General features: G+C 54.0%; 21 protein-coding genes. 16 read left to right on the top strand and 5 right to left on the bottom strand.

What is annotated here, in order from left to right; genetic code table 11:
* Nucleotides 1–15: 15 nt before the first annotated feature.
* Nucleotides 16–591, bottom strand: coding sequence for a YqiA/YcfP family alpha/beta fold hydrolase (locus KDM89_RS02790; RefSeq protein WP_212686395.1), 576 nt, complete (start codon nt 589–591; stop codon nt 16–18).
* The gene (mpl, locus tag KDM89_RS02785; RefSeq protein ID WP_212686394.1) at nt 588–1,970 is read right to left on the bottom strand and encodes a UDP-N-acetylmuramate:L-alanyl-gamma-D-glutamyl-meso-diaminopimelate ligase; all 1,383 of its coding nucleotides are present in this window, start codon (nt 1,968–1,970) and stop codon (nt 588–590) included. Before mpl ends, KDM89_RS02790 begins: the two co-directional genes overlap by 4 nt.
* A 153-nt stretch (nt 1,971–2,123) precedes the next feature.
* Here mpl and KDM89_RS02780 point away from each other — a divergent pair, with 153 nt between their 5' ends.
* The 7 genes from KDM89_RS02780 (at nt 2,124) to KDM89_RS02750 (ending at nt 8,386) form a co-directional block, all read left to right on the top strand.
* Nucleotides 2,124–2,732, top strand: coding sequence for a hypothetical protein (locus tag KDM89_RS02780; protein WP_212686393.1), 609 nt, complete (start codon nt 2,124–2,126; stop codon nt 2,730–2,732).
* Between the two features lie 84 nt (nt 2,733–2,816).
* Nucleotides 2,817–3,344 carry a TlpA disulfide reductase family protein gene (locus KDM89_RS02775; RefSeq protein WP_212686392.1) on the top strand — a complete coding sequence of 176 codons (528 nt, stop codon included), beginning with the start codon at nt 2,817–2,819 and terminating at the stop codon, nt 3,342–3,344.
* A gap of 72 nt (nt 3,345–3,416) precedes the next feature.
* On the top strand, nt 3,417–3,854 hold the full coding sequence (gene aroQ, locus KDM89_RS02770; protein WP_212686391.1) for a type II 3-dehydroquinate dehydratase: 438 nt from the start codon (nt 3,417–3,419) through the stop codon (nt 3,852–3,854).
* Between the two features lie 142 nt (nt 3,855–3,996).
* Nucleotides 3,997–4,461, top strand: a complete 465-nt coding sequence (gene accB / locus KDM89_RS02765) for an acetyl-CoA carboxylase biotin carboxyl carrier protein (RefSeq protein WP_212686390.1) — start codon at nt 3,997–3,999, stop codon at nt 4,459–4,461.
* 57 nt (nt 4,462–4,518) lie between these two features.
* Nucleotides 4,519–5,886, top strand: a complete 1,368-nt coding sequence (accC, locus tag KDM89_RS02760; RefSeq protein ID WP_212686389.1) for an acetyl-CoA carboxylase biotin carboxylase subunit — start codon at nt 4,519–4,521, stop codon at nt 5,884–5,886.
* Between the two features lie 51 nt (nt 5,887–5,937).
* The gene (prmA, locus tag KDM89_RS02755) at nt 5,938–6,849 is read left to right on the top strand and encodes a 50S ribosomal protein L11 methyltransferase (protein WP_212686388.1); all 912 of its coding nucleotides are present in this window, start codon (nt 5,938–5,940) and stop codon (nt 6,847–6,849) included.
* A 4-nt stretch (nt 6,850–6,853) separates the two neighbouring features.
* A complete protein-coding gene (locus KDM89_RS02750) occupies nt 6,854–8,386 on the top strand; it encodes a DUF3426 domain-containing protein (RefSeq protein WP_212686387.1) in 1,533 nt (510 codons plus the stop codon).
* Nucleotides 8,387–8,518: 132 nt separating this feature from the next.
* On the opposite strand, the gene KDM89_RS02745 is transcribed toward KDM89_RS02750, so the two are convergent.
* Together KDM89_RS02745 and KDM89_RS02740 are read right to left on the bottom strand one after the other, a co-directional pair.
* Nucleotides 8,519–9,430: a pseudouridine-5'-phosphate glycosidase gene (locus KDM89_RS02745; protein ID WP_329604600.1), complete on the bottom strand. Its 912-nt coding sequence runs from the start codon at nt 9,428–9,430 to the stop codon at nt 8,519–8,521.
* A 7-nt stretch (nt 9,431–9,437) separates the two neighbouring features.
* Nucleotides 9,438–10,508, bottom strand: coding sequence for a PfkB family carbohydrate kinase (locus KDM89_RS02740; protein ID WP_212686385.1), 1,071 nt, complete (start codon nt 10,506–10,508; stop codon nt 9,438–9,440).
* 553 nt (nt 10,509–11,061) lie between these two features.
* Between KDM89_RS02740 and rbsK the strand changes: the two genes are divergently transcribed.
* From rbsK to KDM89_RS02695, 9 genes are all read left to right on the top strand, one after another.
* Complete coding sequence (gene rbsK, locus KDM89_RS02735) at nt 11,062–11,991, top strand: ribokinase (protein WP_212686384.1); 930 nt, start codon at nt 11,062–11,064, stop codon at nt 11,989–11,991.
* A gap of 146 nt (nt 11,992–12,137) precedes the next feature.
* Nucleotides 12,138–13,133 carry a BMP family lipoprotein gene (locus KDM89_RS02730; protein WP_212686383.1) on the top strand — a complete coding sequence of 332 codons (996 nt, stop codon included), beginning with the start codon at nt 12,138–12,140 and terminating at the stop codon, nt 13,131–13,133.
* 88 nt (nt 13,134–13,221) lie between these two features.
* Nucleotides 13,222–14,751 carry an ABC transporter ATP-binding protein gene (locus tag KDM89_RS02725; RefSeq protein ID WP_212686382.1) on the top strand — a complete coding sequence of 510 codons (1,530 nt, stop codon included), beginning with the start codon at nt 13,222–13,224 and terminating at the stop codon, nt 14,749–14,751.
* Between the two features lie 40 nt (nt 14,752–14,791).
* Nucleotides 14,792–15,874 carry an ABC transporter permease gene (locus tag KDM89_RS02720; RefSeq protein ID WP_212686381.1) on the top strand — a complete coding sequence of 361 codons (1,083 nt, stop codon included), beginning with the start codon at nt 14,792–14,794 and terminating at the stop codon, nt 15,872–15,874.
* Complete coding sequence (locus KDM89_RS02715) at nt 15,871–16,842, top strand: ABC transporter permease (RefSeq protein ID WP_212686380.1); 972 nt, start codon at nt 15,871–15,873, stop codon at nt 16,840–16,842. The genes KDM89_RS02720 and KDM89_RS02715 overlap by 4 nt, the downstream gene beginning before the upstream one ends.
* A 152-nt stretch (nt 16,843–16,994) precedes the next feature.
* Complete coding sequence (locus KDM89_RS02710; protein ID WP_212686379.1) at nt 16,995–17,987, top strand: nucleoside hydrolase; 993 nt, start codon at nt 16,995–16,997, stop codon at nt 17,985–17,987.
* A gap of 10 nt (nt 17,988–17,997) precedes the next feature.
* Nucleotides 17,998–18,837, top strand: a complete 840-nt coding sequence (locus KDM89_RS02705) for an isopenicillin N synthase family dioxygenase (protein ID WP_212686378.1) — start codon at nt 17,998–18,000, stop codon at nt 18,835–18,837.
* Between the two features lie 270 nt (nt 18,838–19,107).
* Nucleotides 19,108–19,506 (top strand): cytidine deaminase, encoded by a 399-nt coding sequence (locus tag KDM89_RS02700; RefSeq protein ID WP_189357000.1) that lies wholly within the window; start codon nt 19,108–19,110, stop codon nt 19,504–19,506.
* A gap of 345 nt (nt 19,507–19,851) precedes the next feature.
* Complete coding sequence (locus KDM89_RS02695; RefSeq protein ID WP_212686377.1) at nt 19,852–20,502, top strand: DUF1877 family protein; 651 nt, start codon at nt 19,852–19,854, stop codon at nt 20,500–20,502.
* Nucleotides 20,503–20,522: 20 nt separating this feature from the next.
* Here KDM89_RS02695 and KDM89_RS02690 read toward each other — a convergent pair whose 3' ends face one another.
* The gene (locus KDM89_RS02690; RefSeq protein ID WP_212686376.1) at nt 20,523–20,951 is read right to left on the bottom strand and encodes a hypothetical protein; all 429 of its coding nucleotides are present in this window, start codon (nt 20,949–20,951) and stop codon (nt 20,523–20,525) included.
* Between the last annotated feature and the right edge of the window lies 1 nt (nt 20,952).

The raw sequence follows: 20,952 nt of genomic DNA, 5'->3' as shown, positions 1-20,952 counted from the left end.
GTCTGCTTCGTTGCATCAGCCATAACGACGATCACAGAATTGCAGAACAAACGGTAAATGATCGGCAAATTCAGCGATACCATGATCGCTGCCCTGAATAATCATTTGCATCGCGCCATGGTAGTAACTGAGCATTTCGCGATAATCCAGTACTTCGTCACCGGTCGAAGCCATCAGGAAATAGCGTTCAGGGCGCGTGATGCCACCGACTGCCAGCGCACGCAGCTCATCCACATATTCCGGCAAAAATTCAAACACTTCGTTACTGTGATAGTAAGTGGTGGTGCCGACATAGGATTCCAGCTCACGCGGTGGTTTCACCGCCGGATTCACGACCACTGCGCGACAACCGGTATGCTCTGCCAGCCAGGTCGCATAATAGCCACCCAGCGAAGAGCCGATCACGGTCAGTTCGCTAGCGGGAATGCCCTCAATCAACGACAGCGATTGTTCTATTGCGATTTTCGGCGATGGTGATAATTGCGGGCAGACAAAATCAGCGGCTCTGTCCTGCTGCTCCATGAAGGCTTGGATAGCACGGGCCTTGAAAGAGGCAGGTGACGAGCGGAAACCGTGTAAGTACAGAATCATGCTGCAGCGCTCCGCGCTTTCAGCACATCCAGTAATTTCTGATGCACACCGCCGAAGCCACCGTTACTCATCACCAGTACGTAGTCACCCGGTTTTGCAGCAGAGGTGACTGCAGCAATCAGCGCGGGCAAATCATGGTAGGCCGCAGCTTTTTCACCCAGCGGTGCCAGTGCGCCGGCCAGATCCCAGCCGATTGCATCCTTACCTTCGAGCGCGCCATAACCGAACACCAGATCCGCATCTTTCAGGCTTGGTGGTAAAGCATCTTTCATGGTGCCAAGCTTCATCGTGTTGGAGCGTGGCTCCAGCACTGCCAGAATACGTGCATTGCCGACACGGCGACGCAAACCGCTGACGGTAGTTTCAATCGCGGTCGGGTGATGCGCAAAATCATCGATAACCGTAACGCCACCCTCAACCCCGCGCACCTCCATACGGCGCTTAACGCTCTGAAATGCGGACAGAGCTTCTGCCGCAACTTCAGGCTGCACGCCGACATGGCGGGCGGCAGCAATCGCTGCCAGGGCATTCATACGGTTATGCGCACCATTCAGTTCCCACTGGACGCGTCCGCACAGCTTGCCGTGGAAATACACATCAAACGCTTCGCCTTCCTGCAATTCGAGTGACCACGCCTGACCATTACCAAACAGTTCACATTCACTCCAGCGACCGCGCTCCAGCACACGCCCCAGCGCCTCTTCATTACCGTTGACGATCAGACGACCGACACCGGGAACGGTGCGCACCAGATGGTGGAACTGTGTTTCTATCGCACGCAGATCCGGGAAAATATCGGCGTGATCGTATTCCAGATTATTCAGAATTGCGGTGCGTGCATGGTAGTGCACAAATTTACTGCGCTTATCAAAGAACGCTGTATCGTATTCATCGGCTTCAATTACGAAGAAATCGGAGCTGTGCGCTCCCTGCAGACGCGCAGAGATACCGAAATTGCGCGGTACGCCGCCAATCAGGAAACCCGGTGCATAACCGGCGTATTCCAGTATCCATGCCAGCATCGCGGAAGTAGTTGTTTTACCATGCGTCCCGGCGACCGCCAGCACCCAGCGCTGACGCAGTATGTGCTCACCCATCCATTGCGGGCCGGACACATAAGGCAAACCGCGGTTCAGGATTTCTTCCATCAGCGGATTGCCGCGCGAGACGACATTACCAATTACATATAAATCCGGTTCGAGGGCGGTTTGTTCTGCCCCGAAACCCTGAATCAGGGTAATGCCCTGCGCTTCCAGCTGGGTACTCATCGGCGGATACACATTGGCATCGCAACCTGTGACGGTATGACCAGCCTCTTTTGCCAGAACAGCAAGACCACCCATAAAGGTGCCACAAATACCCAAGATATGAATATGCATAGAATTTCCAAACATCCGAATCCTGCAATTCTACCTGAGCCTGTTGCTTTTCCCTATGCGCAGGCGCATAAGCTGCGCTGACGGAATCGCGGGTTTTCAGCTTCTGACCGGCGGCTGGCAGGCTTTTACCGCATACGATATGATGCAATCACTATGATTTATCACCCTCAAGAAGCAGAAGCACTCCGTGCTGAAATTGCCGCACTGGCGGCGCGTATGATCGCTGAAGACGGCGCGGACTATTCCAGCGCCAAACAAAAAGCTGCACGCCAGATTCTGGGCAAACAGAAAGTGCGCGGCGATTACCTGCCGGACAATGCCGAAATCGAACAACAGGTTCGTGAATATAATGAAATCTTCTTCGGCGACACCCAGCCCGCGCGCTTGCAGCAATTACGCGAACTGGCACTGGAACTCATGGAACAGTTGGAAGAGTTTCAGCCTTACCTGGTAGGCTCAGTATTGAATGGCACCGCCGGTGAGCATTCTGATATTTACCTGCACCTGTATCCGGACAATATCAAAGAAGTATCGATCTTCCTGTTAAACAAAGATGTACAGTTTGACGTCGGCGAGGGCAGTCGCGATGACGTGGAAGAGACGCTGAGCTTTATGTACCGGCGCGAAGGCGTGCATCTGATTGTGCATGACCGCGATGCAATACGCCGCGGGGGCACCAAAGCTGCCGAGCGGGCTGACATTACGGCTCTGCGCAGACTGCTGGAACAGACAGCGTCGGCAAGCGATACAGAATCGGAGTAAGATGCATTTGTTTTCTGGTATCCGCACGATACCCGGAATACATTTTTACGAAATAACTGACCGCGATCACCAACAGAACCCGGTATGAAAAAAAAATTCCTGATTGCCGCCATCCTGACCGGCACACTGAGTGCCGCCTTCGGCATTTATGCTGCAACCACGCCTGTGAACAATGATGCCACTGCGAGTCTGCTGAGTCGCCCGTTCAAAGACAGCAATGGCCAGACACAAACGCTGGCAAACTATCAGGGAAAAATGCTGCTGGTGAATTTCTGGGCAACATGGTGCGCACCATGCGTAAAAGAAATGCCTGAACTGTCAGCACTGCAGAAAGAAATGCAGTCCAAAGGCGTGCAAATCGTTGGCATCGGCATAGACAGCCCGTCGAACATCAAAGAATTCCTGCAAAAATATGATGTCAGCTATCCGGTGATGGTTGCAGGCATGGAAGGCACAGACTTATCCCGCCAGCTGGGCAATAAATCCGGCGCACTGCCATTTACTCTGTTAATTGACAGACAAGGTAAAGTCGCAAAAACCTATCTGGGCCGCCTGAAAATGGAAGAATTGCATACAGATATCACCAAATTATCTTCAGAAAAATCAAAATAACACGTTTTTTTCTTGCCATTCTTCATTTATTAGCGGCAAAATGCGGCCATCTTCGTCAAATTCAACGCGACTATGGCTGGCAAACTTCTGCTGCTGAACGGCCCGAATCTGAATCTGCTGGGAACGCGGGAACCCGCGACCTACGGGTCAACCACGCTGGCGGATGTTGAGGCGGCTGCGATTGCACAGGCACTGGCAGCAGGCGCCACGCTGCAATGCTTCCAGAGCAATCACGAAGGCGCACTGATAGACCGCATTCATGCTGCGCGTACTGAGCAAATTGACGCCATCATTATCAATCCCGGCGGTCTGACCCATACAAGCGTCGCACTGCGCGACGCACTGGCCGGCGTCGCCATCCCGTTTATCGAAGTCCACATTTCCAACGTTCACGCACGGGAAAGCTTCAGACACCACTCATATTTATCGGCAATTGCCCGCGGCGTACTCTGCGGCTTTGGCACAGATGGTTACCGCATGGCAGTCGATTTCGCATTAAAATCAATCTAAATCCATTTATCTTCGCGCATCTTCGATTTACGCGAATTAATTTAGGATATAATCCAATAATCATCAGCGTTGCAATAACCGAGGAATCATTCTATATTGCGCGCTTATTTTCAAAGAACCACTCTTTTCTAGGGGACTCCATATGGATTTAAGAAAACTCAAGACCCTGATTGACCTCGTCGCAGAATCGGATATCGCAGAACTGGAAGTTACCGAAGGTGAAGGCAAAGTCCGTATCGTCAAATCGTCGGCGATCCCTCAGAATCAAGTGGTCATGATGCCCCAGCACGCTCAAGTAGCGCCAGCTCAGGTTGCTGTCGCCGCACCAGGCGCAGCAGCACCTGCGACGCCGGCTGCACCAGCAGTACCGGAAGGCCATATCGTTAAATCCCCGATGGTCGGCACCTTCTACCGCGCATCTGCACCGGGCGCTGCGCCGTTCGCAGATATCGGCAAATCCGTTGCCAAAGGCGACACCCTGTGCATTATCGAAGCAATGAAACTGCTGAACGAAATCGAAAGCGATTTCGAAGGCACGATCAAACAGATTCTGGTTGAAAACGGCCAGCCTGTTGAATACGGTCAGCCACTGTTTGTGATTGGCTGATACAGGCCGGTGCCTTTCGCACTGTAAGCTGCAACCTTAGTCACAGCACACCTTATCATGTTTGAAAAAATCCTGATTGCCAATCGCGGAGAAATTGCGCTGCGTATCCAGCGCGCCTGCCGTGAAATGGGCATTAAAACCGTTGTCGTGCACTCCGAGGCCGACCGCGAAGCAAAATATGTCAAACTGGCCGACGAGTCCGTCTGTATCGGCCCTGCACCATCCGGCCAGAGCTATTTGAGCATGCCGGCTATTATCAGCGCCGCTGAGGTAACCGATGCACAGGCGATCCATCCTGGCTACGGTTTTCTGTCTGAAAATGCAGACTTCGCTGAACGCGTAGAACAGTCCGGCTTCGTCTTTATCGGTCCGCGCGCTGAATCTATCCGCATGATGGGCGACAAAGTTTCCGCCAAGCACGCAATGATCGCTGCAGGCGTTCCGTGTGTACCGGGCTCTGAAGGCGCGTTGCCGGATGATCCGAAAGTCATCGTACAAACCGCACGCAAGATCGGTTATCCGGTCATCATTAAAGCAGCCGGTGGCGGTGGCGGTCGTGGTATGCGTGTTGTGCATACCGAAGCTGCACTGATCAATGCGGTTACCATGACAAAAACGGAAGCCGGTGCAGCATTCGGCAATCCTGAAGTCTATATGGAAAAATTCCTGGAAAATCCGCGTCACGTGGAAATCCAGATTCTGGCAGACCAGCACGGCAATGCCGTCTGGCTGGGCGAACGCGATTGCTCTATGCAACGCCGCCATCAGAAAGTCATCGAAGAAGCGCCTGCACCGGGCATTCCGCGTGAGCAAATCGCGAAAATCGGTGAGCGCTGCGCAGAAGCCTGCCGCAAAATCGGCTACCGTGGCGCAGGCACCTTCGAATTCCTGTACGAAAACGGTGAGTTCTATTTCATTGAAATGAATACCCGTGTTCAGGTTGAGCATCCGGTCACTGAAATGATTACCGGTATCGACATTGTGCAGGAACAGATCCGTATCGCGTACAATGAGAAGCTGCGCTTTGCGCAAAAGGATATCCAGTTCCGTGGTCACGCGATTGAATGCCGGATCAATGCAGAAGATCCGTTCAAATTCATTCCTTCGCCAGGCCGCATTACCTCCTGGCATACGCCGGGTGGCCCGGGCATCCGCGTGGATTCACATGCTTACGCCGGTTACTTTGTACCGCCTAACTATGACTCCATGATCGGCAAAGTGATTGCCTACGGTGAAACCCGTGAACAGGCCATCCGCCGTATGCAGATTGCGCTGTCAGAAATGGTGGTCGAAGGGATACAAACCAACATCCCTCTGCACCGCGAACTGATGCTGGACGCCAGATTCTTTGAAGGCGGAACCAATATCCATTATCTGGAGCACAAACTGGCAGACATGCCGGGGCTGGATAAAAAATCGAAGTAATACCTTGCTGCCGGTCCCTGAGACCGGCAGTGTTTTGAGAGAGTCAGAAAAATGGGTTGGACAGAAATCGTTGTGGAAGTAGCCCGCGAACAAGCGGAACCTTTATCCGATGCACTGATGGAAGCCGGAGCTTTATCCGTTTCCGTAGAAGACGCAGATGAAGGCACCGAGGCCGAAAAGCCTTTGTTCGGCGAGCCAGGCATGGAACCGGAAGAAACCGCGTGGGAACGCAGCCGCGTCGTCGCGCTGGCGGATACCGATATTGATCATGCCGATCTGGTTCGTATCGCTGCTGAAGCTATCGGTCTGGCCGAGATCCCTGCCTGGCAAACTCGCAGTGTGGAAGAACAGGACTGGGTGCGCTTAACGCAGTCTCAGTTCGCTCCTATCCATATCGGTAAAAATATCTGGGTTGTACCAAGCTGGCACGACGCTCCGGAACCGGATGCACTGATTCTGGAACTCGATCCGGGTCTGGCATTCGGCACCGGCAGCCACCCGACCACGCGCCTGTGCATGGAATGGCTGGAAAGCAATACCCCTGCAGATAAAACCGTGCTCGACTACGGTTGCGGCTCCGGCATTCTGGCCATGGTGGCAGCGAAACTGTCCGCTAAATCGGTGGTCGGTGTGGATATTGATCCTCAGGCAATCGAATCTGCCAATTTCAATGCTGAACGCAATCATTGCAGTATCGAGTTTGCACTGCCTGAACCTTTTGCAGCCAGCTATCCTGAATCGCATCAGTTTGATGTCGTTGTCGCCAACATCCTGTCCAGTCCGCTGAAACTGATGGCACCAATGCTGTCCGGTCGCGTTGCGCCGGGTGGCTCGCTGGTATTGTCCGGTGTGCTGGCACGTCAGGCTGAAGAAGTTGCTGCAGCTTACGCACCATTTATTACACTGACTGTCTGGGCCGAGCACGAAGGCTGGGTTGCCCTGAGCGGTCAGAAAACACTGTAAGCCTATGGCGCTCGCCACCCGCTGCCCCCATTGTCAGACGACGTTCCGGGTTGCTAACGACCAGCTCAAGCTGCATGCGGGGCTGGTGCGTTGCGGCGCCTGTCATCAGGCTTTTAACGGCATAGAACATCTGGTGCCACCGGATCAGGCAGCACGTCCGGCACCGGCTGCGCCACAAGCCACAACCGCTCCGGCGACAAATTCAGTCACCGCAGCCGCAACTACCGTTACCGGCGTAGCTGCGACTGCCTCTGCTGCAGAAACAGAAAACACTGAAACTGCAGCATTGCCCAAGCAAGCATCTGCAGATTTATCCGAAGATTTATCCGTCAATTTGCCGGAAACTGACAATACCGGTTCTGCAGGATTACACAGCACAGCGTCAGCATCCGCAGCTGACAGAAACATCCACACTGAACAAGCACAGGAAGATGCGGTGCATGTGTCTGCTGAGCCGCCGCAAGTGTGGACCAACCCGCACAGAATTCCTCCCGCAGGTGATACCAGCGCCGATGCTGTTCTGAGTTTCCCTGAACCGGAACCTGAGCCTGAAACCGAGCCGGCAAGCTCGCAGCTCATACAGGATGAAGCAGATGTGCAGGTATTTCCGCCATCTGCGATTGAACCAGTATCCGAGCCTGCATCAGCAGCACCGAAAGATGATGTCCTGAATATTGCCAGTGCATCAGAAATCGAGTTTGACCTGGGTGACGATATGCCATCCATGATGGCAGAGTCTGTCGCCACCGAGCGCGCCCCCGAGCAGGATCTGGCAATGCAGATTGAGCTCGAAACCCGCGCTGCGATTGCCGAGCCGCAAATCGACTGGTCCGTCAGCGATGCAGCCGCTGAACTGCCGGCCGGACCTGAACCCGACCCTGAAGCAACGCTGGCTGCACTGGATCTGAGCCTGCCTGAGCCGGAAGCAATTGCTGACACCGCAGATGCAGCAACTGAGCAGGATATTCTGCTGGCTGCACCGGAAACCGGTTCCGGCGAAGCGGATGAAGATAAGCCGGAATTTGTATTGCAGGCAGAACGCGCTGCACGGCGCGGACGGGTGATGACCATTGTCTACAGCCTGCTGATTCTGATTTTGCTGCCCCTGTGTCTGGCGCAACTGGCGATTGTTAACCGCAATAGTCTGGCTGCGCATTATCCGCAAACCCTGCCTATGCTGAAGCAAGTCTGCGCGCCGCTGCATTGCGAAATCCACTTACCGGCAAGGATAGATCAGATATCGATAGAGGCGAATGAATTGCAGTCGCTGGATGCAGACAGAAATCTGTTCCAGCTGAATGTTCAGCTGATGAATACCAGCAGCGCGCCTATGGCCTGGCCGCATCTGGAACTGCAGTTGAATGACAGTAAAGACAAACCGGTCATTCTGAAAAGCTTTGCGCCGAAAGACTATCTGCCGGAAGGTACTGATGCGCTTAAAGGGATTGCCGGTCACGGTGATCAGCAGGTCAAAATTTACTTTGAACTGAGTACCAGCAAAGCATCCGGTTATCACGTCGCAGCATTCTACCCCTGAGATCCCCCTTATTTCATGCGGGTTTCCAGCCAGCCTGCCCGGAGAGCCAGACAGGACGCAGCTTTCCGGCAGGGGTAGCCCGGAAGCCTTACAGCATGCGGGCTTCAGGGCATCATACTTGCCGGATCTGCTTTAAATCTGCTTTAAAGCAGCCGCCAGACGCGCTCCGCACACCGCGTTATTTTTGACCAGCGCAATATTGGTCGTCAGACTGCGGCCGGCTGTCAGTTCTTTAATTCTTGCCAGCAGAAACGGTGTCACGGCTTTACCGCCTATGCCCTGCTGTTCTGCTTCAGCCAGCGCCTGATTCGTCATCGCCTCGATTTCTGCTTCCGGCATAGCGTCTGCTTCAGGTACAGGATTTGCAATCACCACGCCACCCTGCAAACCCAGTTCCCATTTGGTTTTCAGGAAAGCTGCCTGCTGCTCCGGCGTATCCAGACGGAAATCCGCTTTAAAGCCACTGTTACGGGTGAAGAAGGCCGGGAATGCCTCTTGCCCGACCGACACCACCGGCACACCGTGCGTTTCCAGATACTCCAGCGTCAGTCCCAGATCCAGAATCGATTTCGCACCGGCACAGACCACTGCCACGGACGTTTGCGCCAGTTCCTGCAAGTCTGCAGAAATATCGAAGCTGGTTTCTGCGCCACGGTGTACGCCACCGATACCACCGGTCACAAATACCGGAATATTTGCCAGCGCAGCACAAATCATGGTCGCAGCAACCGTGGTTGCACCGAGTTTTTTCTCGCTCAGTACATACGGCAAATCACGGCGGCTGACCTTGATCGCATCGCGTGACTGTCCCAGCAATTCCAGATCTGCATCCGACAAACCGATATGAATGCGGCCATTCATGATCGCAATTGTCGCCGGAACTGCACCGTGATCGCGGATAATCTGTTCAACCTCACGTGCTGTCTGCACGTTTTGCGGGTAAGGCATACCGTGCGAAATAATGGTGGACTCCAGTGCCACGACCGGACGACCATCAGCAATCGCCTGCTGAACTTCTTGTGAAAACTGTAAATACTGCTGCATCTTTTCCTCACTCAAAAATAGCCGGATGAAGATCTCCGGCAACGGTTTGTTCACTTTGCAGCGTCAGTGCAGCCAGCTTTAAGCCCTGACGCGCCGCAGCCTGCAAATCATCCGGTGCGCGCATCAGCCCGGCAAGCACACCGGCACTGAATGCGTCGCCCGCACCAGTCACATCTCTGACCTGTACCGGTAAGGCTGGTAAATGCCAGCTTTGCGTGGCTTCCACGCCCCACACACCGTGCTCCCCTGCGGTAACCAGTACTTTTTCAGCACCGCGCTGCAGCAGACTGCGCGCCAGCGCCTGCCAGTCCGCACCGGCATGACTTGTTGTACCTGTCGCTGCCAGCAATTCATCACGATTCAGTATCATCAGTGCCGTGCCATCCAGCCGCTCCGGCAAACGCGCCATTTTGGGCGCGGATACGGCGACGATGACCAGCTTTTGCAATCCTTTACTGCAACGCTGCATCAGCCACGCCAGACTGGCCGCAGGCAGATTCATATCCGCCACCAGTAGCGGATAGCCGCTGACCGGCACCTGCGCACTCAGATACGACACATCCAATTGTTCGTAAATATCCATCACCGCCAGCGCCAGCGTCATTTCGCCCTGTGCATCCAGCAGCGCGGTATACGTACCGCTGGACATATCACGGCAAATCCGGCTCAGAGACGTATCGATACCGCAAGCGCCAGCATGCTGCATCAGCCCCTGCCCGGCGCTGTCGGTGCCGACAGCCGTCAGCAAACTGACCGCCACGCCGGTACGCGCCAGATTTTCAGCAATATTGCGCGCCACCCCGCCAAAGCTCTCGCTCATGCTGGCCGGGTTCGATGTTCCCATTTGCAAAGGCAACGCAGTACGCAGCTTACGGTCCGTGTTTGCGCCACCGATGCAGAGCACTCGCGCGGCTTCAGGAAACTGGTAAGCACGCCCCAGCAAACGCCTTTCACGAATCAGTCCCGCAATGTGGCCCGCAACAGCAGAACGGGACAGCGACAGGCAATCCGCCAGCTCTTGCTGCGAAATCATGGGTCTTGCACGTATCAGTGCATAAAGCTGCTCTTTTTTTGACATAAAATTTTCTGGCTGACTGCGCAGCCAAGCTGTGCAGAATTCCATATTCAAACATTTGTTCGCGACATTAAACAAATGTTTGAATATGGTCAAGCGCAGCTGGTAGCAAAACGCCGTTTTTTGCATGACAACAGCGAAGAATTTGACAGTACACGGCAGGCAAGCCACAATCTGCGCCGCCGCCAGAATCAATTCAATTTAAGCGGCTCCGGCATCACATTCTTCTGACCTGTTTCCCCCGCCTTGCAGCCTGTCCGGCACACGTTCCCGGACGCTCGTGCTTTTGCCAGCGCTGACCTGCTGTGCAGACCGGAAAACATCAGCAGAGTGAGAACGGAAGAGACCAATCCTGCAATCGCTGTAAGGTAAAAAGCAAAGCCGCAGGCAAGGCTTGTTCAATATGCAGATTCTGCGTTTTTCAGAACGTGGAAGTTGCACAAAAAACAGGCAAAACCCGCGATTCTGCTTGACTGCTGACAGGCGGACATAGTTAAATACGAAAACGTTTGCGCAATCGTTTGCGCAACGATAAATAAAAACGAGTTACAAGATCATGAAGCCACAAATCTGTGTTGTCGGCAGTTTCAATATGGACCTGGTTTTCCGCACGCCGCGCATGCCCGCGGTAGGTGAAACCCTGCACGGTCACGAATTCCGTCAGATCCCGGGCGGCAAAGGTGCGAATCAGGCCGTTGCTGCCGCACGCCAGGGCGCGCACGTCCACTTCGTCGGCGCCGTCGGTGACGATGGTTTTGCCCACAATGCACGCGAAGCCTTGTCGGCTGACCAGATCAGCCTGAACCATCTGCACAGCATTGCTGCCACCGCAACCGGTGTAGCCGGCATTCTGGTCGATGATGCAGGCAGCAACAGTATTGTGCTGGCTGCAGGCGCAAATGCCTGCCTGAGCACTGCGCATATCGATGCTGCTGCGGACAGTATCCGCCAGTCAGCCATGCTGATCTGCCAGTTGGAAACACCCATGGACACTGTGACCCATGCGATCCGTACAGCCAAACAGGCCGGTGTGCCTGTCGTGCTGAATCCGGCACCGGCACAAGCACTGGACAGCGCATTGCTGGCCATGGTCGATTATCTGATTCTGAACGAAACTGAAGCCGGTCAGCTGAGCGGCATTCCTGTGACTGACCGTGACAGCGCACAGCGCGCTTCCGAAGCCTTACTGGCAATGGGTATCCGCGTCGTGCTGCTGACCATGGGCGGCGACGGTGCGATCATTGCAGAAGCCGGGAACGTTCGCTTTGTTCCGGCAGTCAGAGTCAGTGTCGTGGATACCACTGCAGCCGGTGATACTTTCGTCGGTGCATTTGCAGTAGGTATTGCGAATGGCTTATCGCTGGATCAGGCTGTTACCGAAGCGCAGTACACTGCAGCAATTACCGTGACACGTCTGGGCGCACAAACCAGCATCCCGCATCGTGCGGAAGTGCTGGCCCTGATGCAAGAAAGACAGGCTGCCTGACGTCAGGCGGCAACGGGCAGTGAAGTAAGTTTTGATACAATTTTTGCGCGGCGCGTGTTCACACCCGCCGCGTTTGGCATGTGATCAGGAACCAGTACGGCAGACCGGCACATGCTGACAACCTACAACTGAATAAGGAAGCTCTCATGAAACTGAAGCAAATCAGTCTGACTCTGGTCAGTATGCTGGCCGCAGCCAGTGCTTATGCAGCAGACCCGAAATTTGCGGTGATTTACGATGCCGGCGGTAAGTTTGATAAATCCTTCAATCAGTCTGCTTCCGAAGGCGCTGAGCGCTTCAAAAAAGAAACGAAAATCGGTTTCATGGAAGTACAGGTTGCCAGCGACACCCAAACTGAACAGGTTTTGCGCAATCTGGCCCGTAAAAAAGTGGATCTGATCGCAGCGATCGGTTTCGGTCAGGCGCAAGCGGTACAGAACGTTGCGAAAGAATTTCCGGCGACACGCTTCGTACTGATCGACGGCGTGGCAAACGGTGCCAACGTGAGTTCGGTATTGTTTAAAGAACAGGAAGGTTCTTACCTGGTTGGCGTTGCTGCTGCACTGGCATCCAAATCCAAAAAAGTCGGTTTCATCGGTGGCATGGATATTCCGCTGATCCGCAACTTCTCCTGCGGTTACGCACAAGGCGTGAAAGCGACTGACAGCAAAATCGAATTCGTTCAAAACATGGTCGGCACCACCACAGCGGCATGGAATGATCCTGCCAAAGGCGGTGAACTGGCACGTGCGCAAATGGAACGCGGCGTGGATGTGATCTTCGCAGCAGCAGGCGGCAGTGGTCTGGGCACCCTGCAGGCAGTCAAGGAAAAAGGCAAGCTGGGTATCGGCGTGGATTCCAACCAGAACTACCTGCATCCGGGCAATATGCTGACCTCGATGGTGAAGCGTGTTGATCAGGCGATTTACGACAGCTTCATGCAAATCAAAAACGGTACATGGAAAGCCGGCGTCGTTTATAAAGGCGTTAAAGAAGGCGGCGTAGACTGGGCGCTGGATAAAGATAACCGCAGCGTCATCAGCGCGGATATCGAAAAACGGGTGAATGCAGCGAAGCAGGACATCATCAACGGTAAGATCAATGTTGTTGATTTCCGCGAAGCCAAAAAATGCCCGGCCTGATATTCACGGTCTGAAACCACAGGGGCGTTAGACAACGCCCCGTCATTTTTTTAGTACTTAATCTTTGCCCTCCTGATACCCGGAACCTATGCAGCCAGCTGTCGAATTCCAAAACATATCCAAGCGCTTCGGTGCCGTTCAGGCCAACCGCGACGTGAGTTTTTCTATCGCCGGTGGCTCGATACACGGCGTGATCGGTGAAAATGGTGCGGGTAAATCCACGCTGATGAGTATCCTGTACGGCTATTACCAGGCCGACGAGGGCAATCTGCTGATTAACGGCAAAGCAGAAAAAATCCACAACAGCCACGAAGCAATCGTTCTCGGCATCGGCATGGTGCATCAGCACTTTATGCTGGTCGAAAACATGACCGTGCTCGATAACGTGATGCTGGGCGGCGAAGGCGGTTTCCGTCTGAATGCGAACCGCAAAAAAGTGGAAGCAGAACTGCGTGAGATCTGCCAGCGCTACTCGCTGGATGTGGATCCGCTCGACAAAATTGAAGACTTATCGGTTGGCGTACAGCAGCGCGTGGAAATTCTGAAACAGATTTACCGCAGCGCCAATATCCTGATTCTGGATGAACCGACCGCCGTACTGACGGTGCAGGAAACCCAGTCACTGTTTGATGTGTTACGCCTGTTCAAGGAACAAGGCAAAACCATCATTCTGATCACACACAAACTGCAGGAAATTCTGGACATCACCGACGAAGTCACCGTGATGCGTGCCGGTACTGTGGTTGGTTCAGTGCATACGCGTGACACCAGCAAAGAACAACTGGCTGAAATGATGGTCGGCCGTCCGATCGAAACCCAGTTACCGCGTGCGCCTTACAATCCGGGCAAAGTGGTGCTGGATGTGCAAAACCTGAATCTGATCAACAGCCAGCAAGTCAGCCTGCTGAAAGATATCAACTTCCAGATACGCGCCGGTGAAATCGTGGCGCTGGCCGGTGTATCCGGTAATGGTCAGAGTGAATTGCTGGAAATTCTCAGCGGTATGCGTGTGCCGGGTTCCGGTCAGATTACGCTGGATGGCGCTGCACTGCCGTATCAGGGTAAAAAAGATGCCGATGGCTTGCCAGCACGTTACCGCGAACTGGGGATTGCCCACGTTGCGGAAGACCGTCTGCGCCACGCCGTCGTGAAAAACTTTTCGGTACTGATGAACAGTTTCCTCGGCTACCAGAATAAATTCCGCAAAGCCTTTGGCCTGCTCGATAAAAAAGCCATTGCAGAACACTGCGACAAAATGATCCGCGATTTCGATGTGCGTCCGGCTGATCCGGCGCTGCGTATTGCGCTGCTGTCCGGCGGTAATCAGCAAAAAGTGGTAATGGCGCGTGAAATGGCGGCCAGCCCGAAACTGATTCTGGTCGGTCAGCCTACCCGTGGTGTGGATATCGGTACGATTGAAAGTCTGCATGCACGCCTGCTGGCGCTGCGTGATGCCGGTGTCGCGATTTTGCTGGTATCGGTAGAACTGGAAGAAGTGCGCGCACTGGCAGACCGGATTCTGGTCATGTCCGGCGGCTGCATTACCGGTGAACTGAAAGTCGAAGAATTTGACGCAACGAAGATCGGCCTGCTGATGGGCGGCCTGCACAAGCACTGATTGCCGTCTGCAACCTATCTGAACTGAGTGACAACATCTTATGAATCAAGCTGATCTGCCACGCTGGGCCACTTCGGTCGCCATGCCCCTGTTGAATCTGCTGTCTGCTTTGCTGGTCGCAGCCGGTGTGATTTACCTGCTCGGAGAAAATCCGGCCGAATCCATGGGCATCCTGATCAATTCAGCGGTACTCAATCCCGAAGGTCTGGGCTACACCCTGTTTTACGCTGCCACCTTTATCTTTACCGGTTTGTCGGTCTCGGTTGCAATGCAGGCCGGACTGTTTAACATCGGCAGCGAAGGCCAGATGTATCTGGGCGGTCTGGGTGCCACGCTTGTGTTACTGGCACTGGATCACACCCTGCCGGGCTGGTTGCTGATTCCGGCAGCGATTACCGGTGCGGTGCTGTTCGGCGGCCTGTGGGCATTCGTCCCCGGCTATCTGCAGGCGAAACGCGGCAGCCATGTGGTGGTGACGACCATCATGTTTAACTTTATTTCTGCCAGCCTGATGAATTACGTCATCGTCAGCCATCTGATACCTGACGGTGAACAAAGCCCTGCCAGCCGCGTGTTTGCGGAAAGCGCATGGCTGCCGAAACTCAACAGCATACTGCCTGTGCTGGGTGAAACACCGCTGAATATCAGCTTTGTGCTGGCGCTGGTGGCACTGGTCATTTACGGTGTCGCCGTCTGGCGTACCAGCTGGGGTTATCAGTTACGCGCTGCCGGTCTGAATCCGCATGCGGCGCACTATGCCGGTATTTCCATCAGTAAAACCATCATCGTAACCATGCTGATCTCCGGTGGTCTGGCGGGTCTGGCGGCAGTGAATCCTGTCATGGGTTCCACTCACTATCTGGGTCTGAACTTCCCCGCCGGTGCCGGTTTTATCGGGATTGCGATTGCTCTGATGGGGCGTCAGCATCCGGTCGGCATTCTGTTGTCGTCGATTCTGTTCGGCGCGCTGATACAGGGTGGTTTCGACTTATCTCTGGAGAAACCAAATATTCCGCCGGAGACCTTCATTTTCATTCAGGGTCTGATTATTCTGTTCTGCGGTGCGATGGAAAACCTGTATGCACCGGTTCTGTCGGCCATGTTCAAACGTAAGGACAAATGATGTTTGACGATTTTCAGTTTGCCAGCATTCTGGTATCCACTGTCCGTAACGCGCCGGTGCTGATTTTTGCAGCGATGGCAGGTTTGTTCGCCGAACGCAGCGGCGTGGTTGATCTGGCGCTTGAAGGCAAAATGCTGGCTGCCGCGTTTGTGTCTGCCGCTGTTGGTTTTACCACGCAGAATCCGTGGCTCGGTATCGCTGCCGGTATTGCAGTATCCGCTGCGATTGCGCTGCTGCAGGGCTTTGTCAGCATTACCCAGAAAGGTAATCAGCTGGTTGCCGGTATCGCGCTGAATATCGCGCTGAGCGGCCTGACTTTCGTGCTGGCGCAATTCTTTTTCATGCAGGGCGGACGCACGCCGGATCTGGGCGCAGCGCGTCTGAGCACCATCGTGCTGCCGGGCGCGGAAGCCGTGGCCGGTGTGCCTGTGATCGGCTGGATTTACAGCAGCCTGCTGAGTGGCCACACGATTCTGACGTATCTGGCGTTCGCGCTGATTCCGCTGGTGCACTGGGTGATTTATCACACCCGCTTCGGCCTGCGTCTGCGTGCTGTCGGTGAAAACCCGCATGCAGCGGATGCCGCAGGTGTGAATGTGGAACTCACTCGCTTTATGGCGATGCTGACCGCAGGTGTACTGTGCTCCTTATCCGGTGCCTATCTGTCCATCGTACAAAGCGGTTTCTTCCTGCGTGATATGTCCGCCGGTAATGGTTATCTGGCGCTGACGGCGCTGGTGTTCGGCAACTGGCGTCCGGTCTACACCGCGCTGGGCTGCCTGATGTTTGGTTTCTTTGCTGCGTTACAAGTACAGATCGAAGGCGTGGTCTTCCCTGTGATCGGTAAGGTACCGGGATCACTGATTCAAATGATTCCGTATGTTGTGACCGTCGTCGTTCTGGCCGGTCTGATGGCAAAATCTGTTGCACCAAAAGCCATCGGTCAGCCATTTGTGAAATCACGTTAATGCCGGTGCGCAGGCCGCGCTGTTGGTACAGCCGCGGCCATCTGTAACGCACATCGCAGAATACGGCCTCCTTGAACCGGGTCTATTGCAACAAATCGCTTCGCGTCTGGGTTCTGACCAATGGCCAGCCGGAGCAATTTTGGAGAATATCCATGCAAGTTAAACATAAAGTCATATTTGATACAGACCCGGGTGTCGACGATGCAATGGCGTTGTACTTTGCTCTCGCGCACCCTGAAATCGATGTAGTGGGTATCACCACAACCTTCGGTAATGTTTATGTCGAACAGGCGACTATCAATGCGCTGTACCTGACGCGCATCGCGGGACGTGAAATCCCGGTCGCACAAGGTGTGAATGTGCCATTCGCGAAAGCGGCCGGTACACCACCTGACTTTATCCACGGCGCAGACGGTCTGGGCAATCTGCCTGGCCGCGTCAGTGTGACTGCGAAAGCAGAAACCGAAAGTGCTGCTGAATTCATCGTCAAGATGGCACGTCAGCATCCGGGCGAAATTACTCTGGTGGCGGTCGGACCACTGGGTAACCTCGGTCTGGCACTGAAAATGGAACCGCAACTGCCTAAGCTGCTGAAACAGGTTGTGCTGATGGCCGGTACCGTGGATGAACCGGGCAATGTATCGCCGGTAGCAGAAGCGAACGTCTGGAATGATCCGGACGCAGCGGATCTGGTATTCACCGCAGGCTGGGACCTGACCATGGTTGGTCTGGATGTGACTCACCGCGTGGTACTGCCATCCACTTTCTTTGCCCGTCTGGCAGAACAACACAAGCACATCGCGATGGACACCCTGTCGCACGCAGTGAATTTCTACGCCAACTTCTACCAGAGCATCCGTCCGGATCTGGGCCACGCCTGCTACGGTCACGATGTACTGGCATTCGTCTGGCTGGTCGCACCGGAAATTTTCGAAACCCGCAATGGCCGCGTCCGCGTTGCCAAAGAAGGTATCGGCAATGGTCAGACCATGATGGCAAAACTGCCGATTCCTTACCCGCAACCGGGCTGGGAACCGACCAAACCGGAAACCCGCGTTTGTATGAAAGTCGATGCAGAAGCCTGCGCACGCCTGATCGATTCCACCCTGTCCCGCGACTGGCTGAAACCAGCGCTGACCAACTGAGGAGAACCACATGCTGATTCAACCAGTTGATTACCGCGATCCGGATGCCGCTCGCAAATTCACCGAAAGCCTGCACAACACCGGCTTTGGCGTACTGACTAATCACCCGCTGTCGCAAGACTTGCTGAACACGATTTATCAGGAATGGTACGACTTCTATCAAACCGATGCGAAGAACAACTACCACTACGACAAAGAAAAAATGGACGGCTACTTTTCTCCGAAAGTATCCGAAACCGCTAAAGGCTTTGAAAAACGTGATCTGAAAGAGTTCTATCACATCTACCCTACCGGCCGTTATCCGACCGAAGTGTCGGATGCTGCACGCCGCTACTACGACGCCGGTTCTAATCTGGCCAAAGAGTTGCTGCAATGGGTGGAAGATCACTCTCCGGCAGACGTAAAAGCAGGGTATTCCATGCCACTGTCTGACATGATTACCGACAGCGACCTGACCCTGCTGCGCGTGCTGCACTATCCGCCATTAAGCGGTGATGAAGAGCCGGGCGCAGTCCGTGCTGCTGCCCACGGCGACATCAACCTGCTGACCGTACTGCCTGCGGCAACCCAAGCCGGTTTGCAAGTGCTGGGTAAAGATGATGCATGGCACGATGTACCGTGCGACTTCGGTATGCTGATCGTCAATATCGGCGACATGCTGCACGAAGCATCCGGCGGCTACTATCCGTCCACCATCCACCGCGTACTGAACCCGTCCGGCGAAGAAGCGAAAAAATCGCGTATTTCTCTGCCACTGTTCCTGCATCCGCGTCCTGATGTGAAACTGTCTGAGCGTTACACCTCCGGCAGCTATCTGCAGGAACGTCTGCGCGAACTGGGCGTGAAGTAAGCGGCCATGACCGGTACATTGCGTACCGGTCAGCTCCGGTCATACCCATCCTGCCGTTCACCAGCGGGCATCAGCCATCCCTGATCTGCTCTGTTTGTGGACGGTATTTTTTTGTCTCAGCGTGAAAGCGTTGTGCAGAACTCCGCATCTGTGATTTTCTGACAGCCAGAGTTTCTGCCGACAAGCGGGGAATCGCTATGCAAAACTCCGCATTTCAGGCATTTTTACCCCATTTCCGGCGTTTCCACGCCCCGTTCAGGAGAACCTCAGATGAACCAGCAAGAACTGATCGCTGAAGCCAAAGCCGCACGCCAGCGCGCTTACGCACCGTATTCCCGTTTTCAGGTCGGCGCTGCCGTACTGACCAAAGACGGCAAAGTCTTCCACGGCTGCAATGTTGAAAATGCCTCCTACGGCCTGTGCAACTGCGCAGAACGCACCGCCCTGTTCAGCGCCATCGCCGCCGGTTACCGTCCGCGCCAGTTCGCCAGCATCGCAGTGACAGGCAACACCGACGGCCCGATCGCTCCTTGCGGTGCCTGCCGTCAGGTCATGATCGAACTCGGCGGCCCGGAACTGGAAGTAATTCTGACCAACGAAAAAGGCGACATCAAAGTCACCACCGCCGGTGAACAATTACCGGATGCGTTTTATCTGGCGACAGAGTAATTCCCGCCTGCCAGCTGCAGCTGCGCAGCTGGCAAACAATGCACACCATCATCCCTCTCCCGCTTCAGGCAATTGCTTGCAACAAATCAATATTCTGTTCAGAATGGCGTTTTGAATTTTTAATAATAATTATTCAAGAATAAGCTGTACCTTGCTTTCAGCTCTGATCTTAGCCTTGCCACCACCATCAGCACCGCTTCCCGGTACTGACAAAACTCAGCGCACAACTTATCGCGTGCCCAGCAAAGACACAGAAGCCTGAACAAGATGCTTGTCTCAGACAAGCCCAGCCCGCCAGCTATTGAAAGCAGAAATTTCAACACCGACTTTATTTACTAAAAACATATGGGAATTATTGCTTATTACGTTCACGTTGATGCTGACCAGCTGAAAACAATAAAAGAAAAACCTGCGCTGGTATGGAATATCAAAAATGATGCCAGGTTTAACAAAGCAGAGATCATCGATGTTGATAAAGACTGGCAGATTCTTTCGTGGCTGGCATCCCCGAATAAGAGACGGGAACAACAGCAAACGACTGCGATGATGAGGGTAATGGATCGAAGAAATGCAGACGAGTTAATGCAAGATGATAAAAAATATGACAAAGCCATCGCCGAAGAATGCGCAAAACTCGGGGTAAAACCGGAAAACATGAGAGATATCCCGAGTGACCCGATGGTAAGGGCACTTGAGGGACGCGGCACTGAAAAGCAAAGAGAAGCAGCATTCAATTTCGGATTCGGTGGAGCTCGCGTATTTCCGCCGGAAGAAGTGAAGATCATCGCAGTATCGTTCAGCAACTTCAAAGAATCTGAGCTGAATGCCAATTTCAACCGAAAAGAAATGCACAAATTTAATGTTGGTGGCGTTAACTGGCTGAACGAAAACGACACTGTATTAAATAATTTTCTTATTCCGAGTTTCAGAAAAGTAAGTAGGTTTTATCAAAATGCCGCCAGTCTGAATCATTATGTCCTGGTGATCTACCGCTGAAATGTGCTTTACACATCTTCTCAAGGTGCCGCCGGCACCTGCCATACAATACGCATGCCGCTGGTGACCTGATAGCGCGGCAGGTAGGCAATGGCGCGCGGGTTGGATTTCAGCAGTGCGGCGATTTGTTCGGCGTTCATTTCCTGTGGTGGGCGGCCGCGGCTGGTGAAGACCATGCGTGACCAGTAAGCGCGCATCTGATTGCGGTTTTTGCCGAGTAACTGCTGGTAAAACTGGTCGCGGATTTCACTCTCGGTCAAATCCAGCGGTGTCAGATTCTGTGTGGCTGCGCTACTGTTCTGACCGGAAAAAACCGCGCTCAGGGTTTCCGGTGTGATGTCTTTTAAATCGTTTTTTTCACTGACAACGACCACGATACGCATATCCGGAAGGCGTGCATCGGCCGGTGCAAATAAGGCAGCGGTCAGCAGTAACGAATCGATGCCCATG

This window comes from Cognatundibacterium luofuense (genome assembly GCF_018139685.1).
Lineage (GTDB): Bacteria > Pseudomonadota > Gammaproteobacteria > Burkholderiales > Burkholderiaceae_D > Undibacterium > Undibacterium luofuense.
Note: the sequence above shows the minus strand (reverse complement) of the source record. Positions and strands in the feature narration are given on the sequence as shown.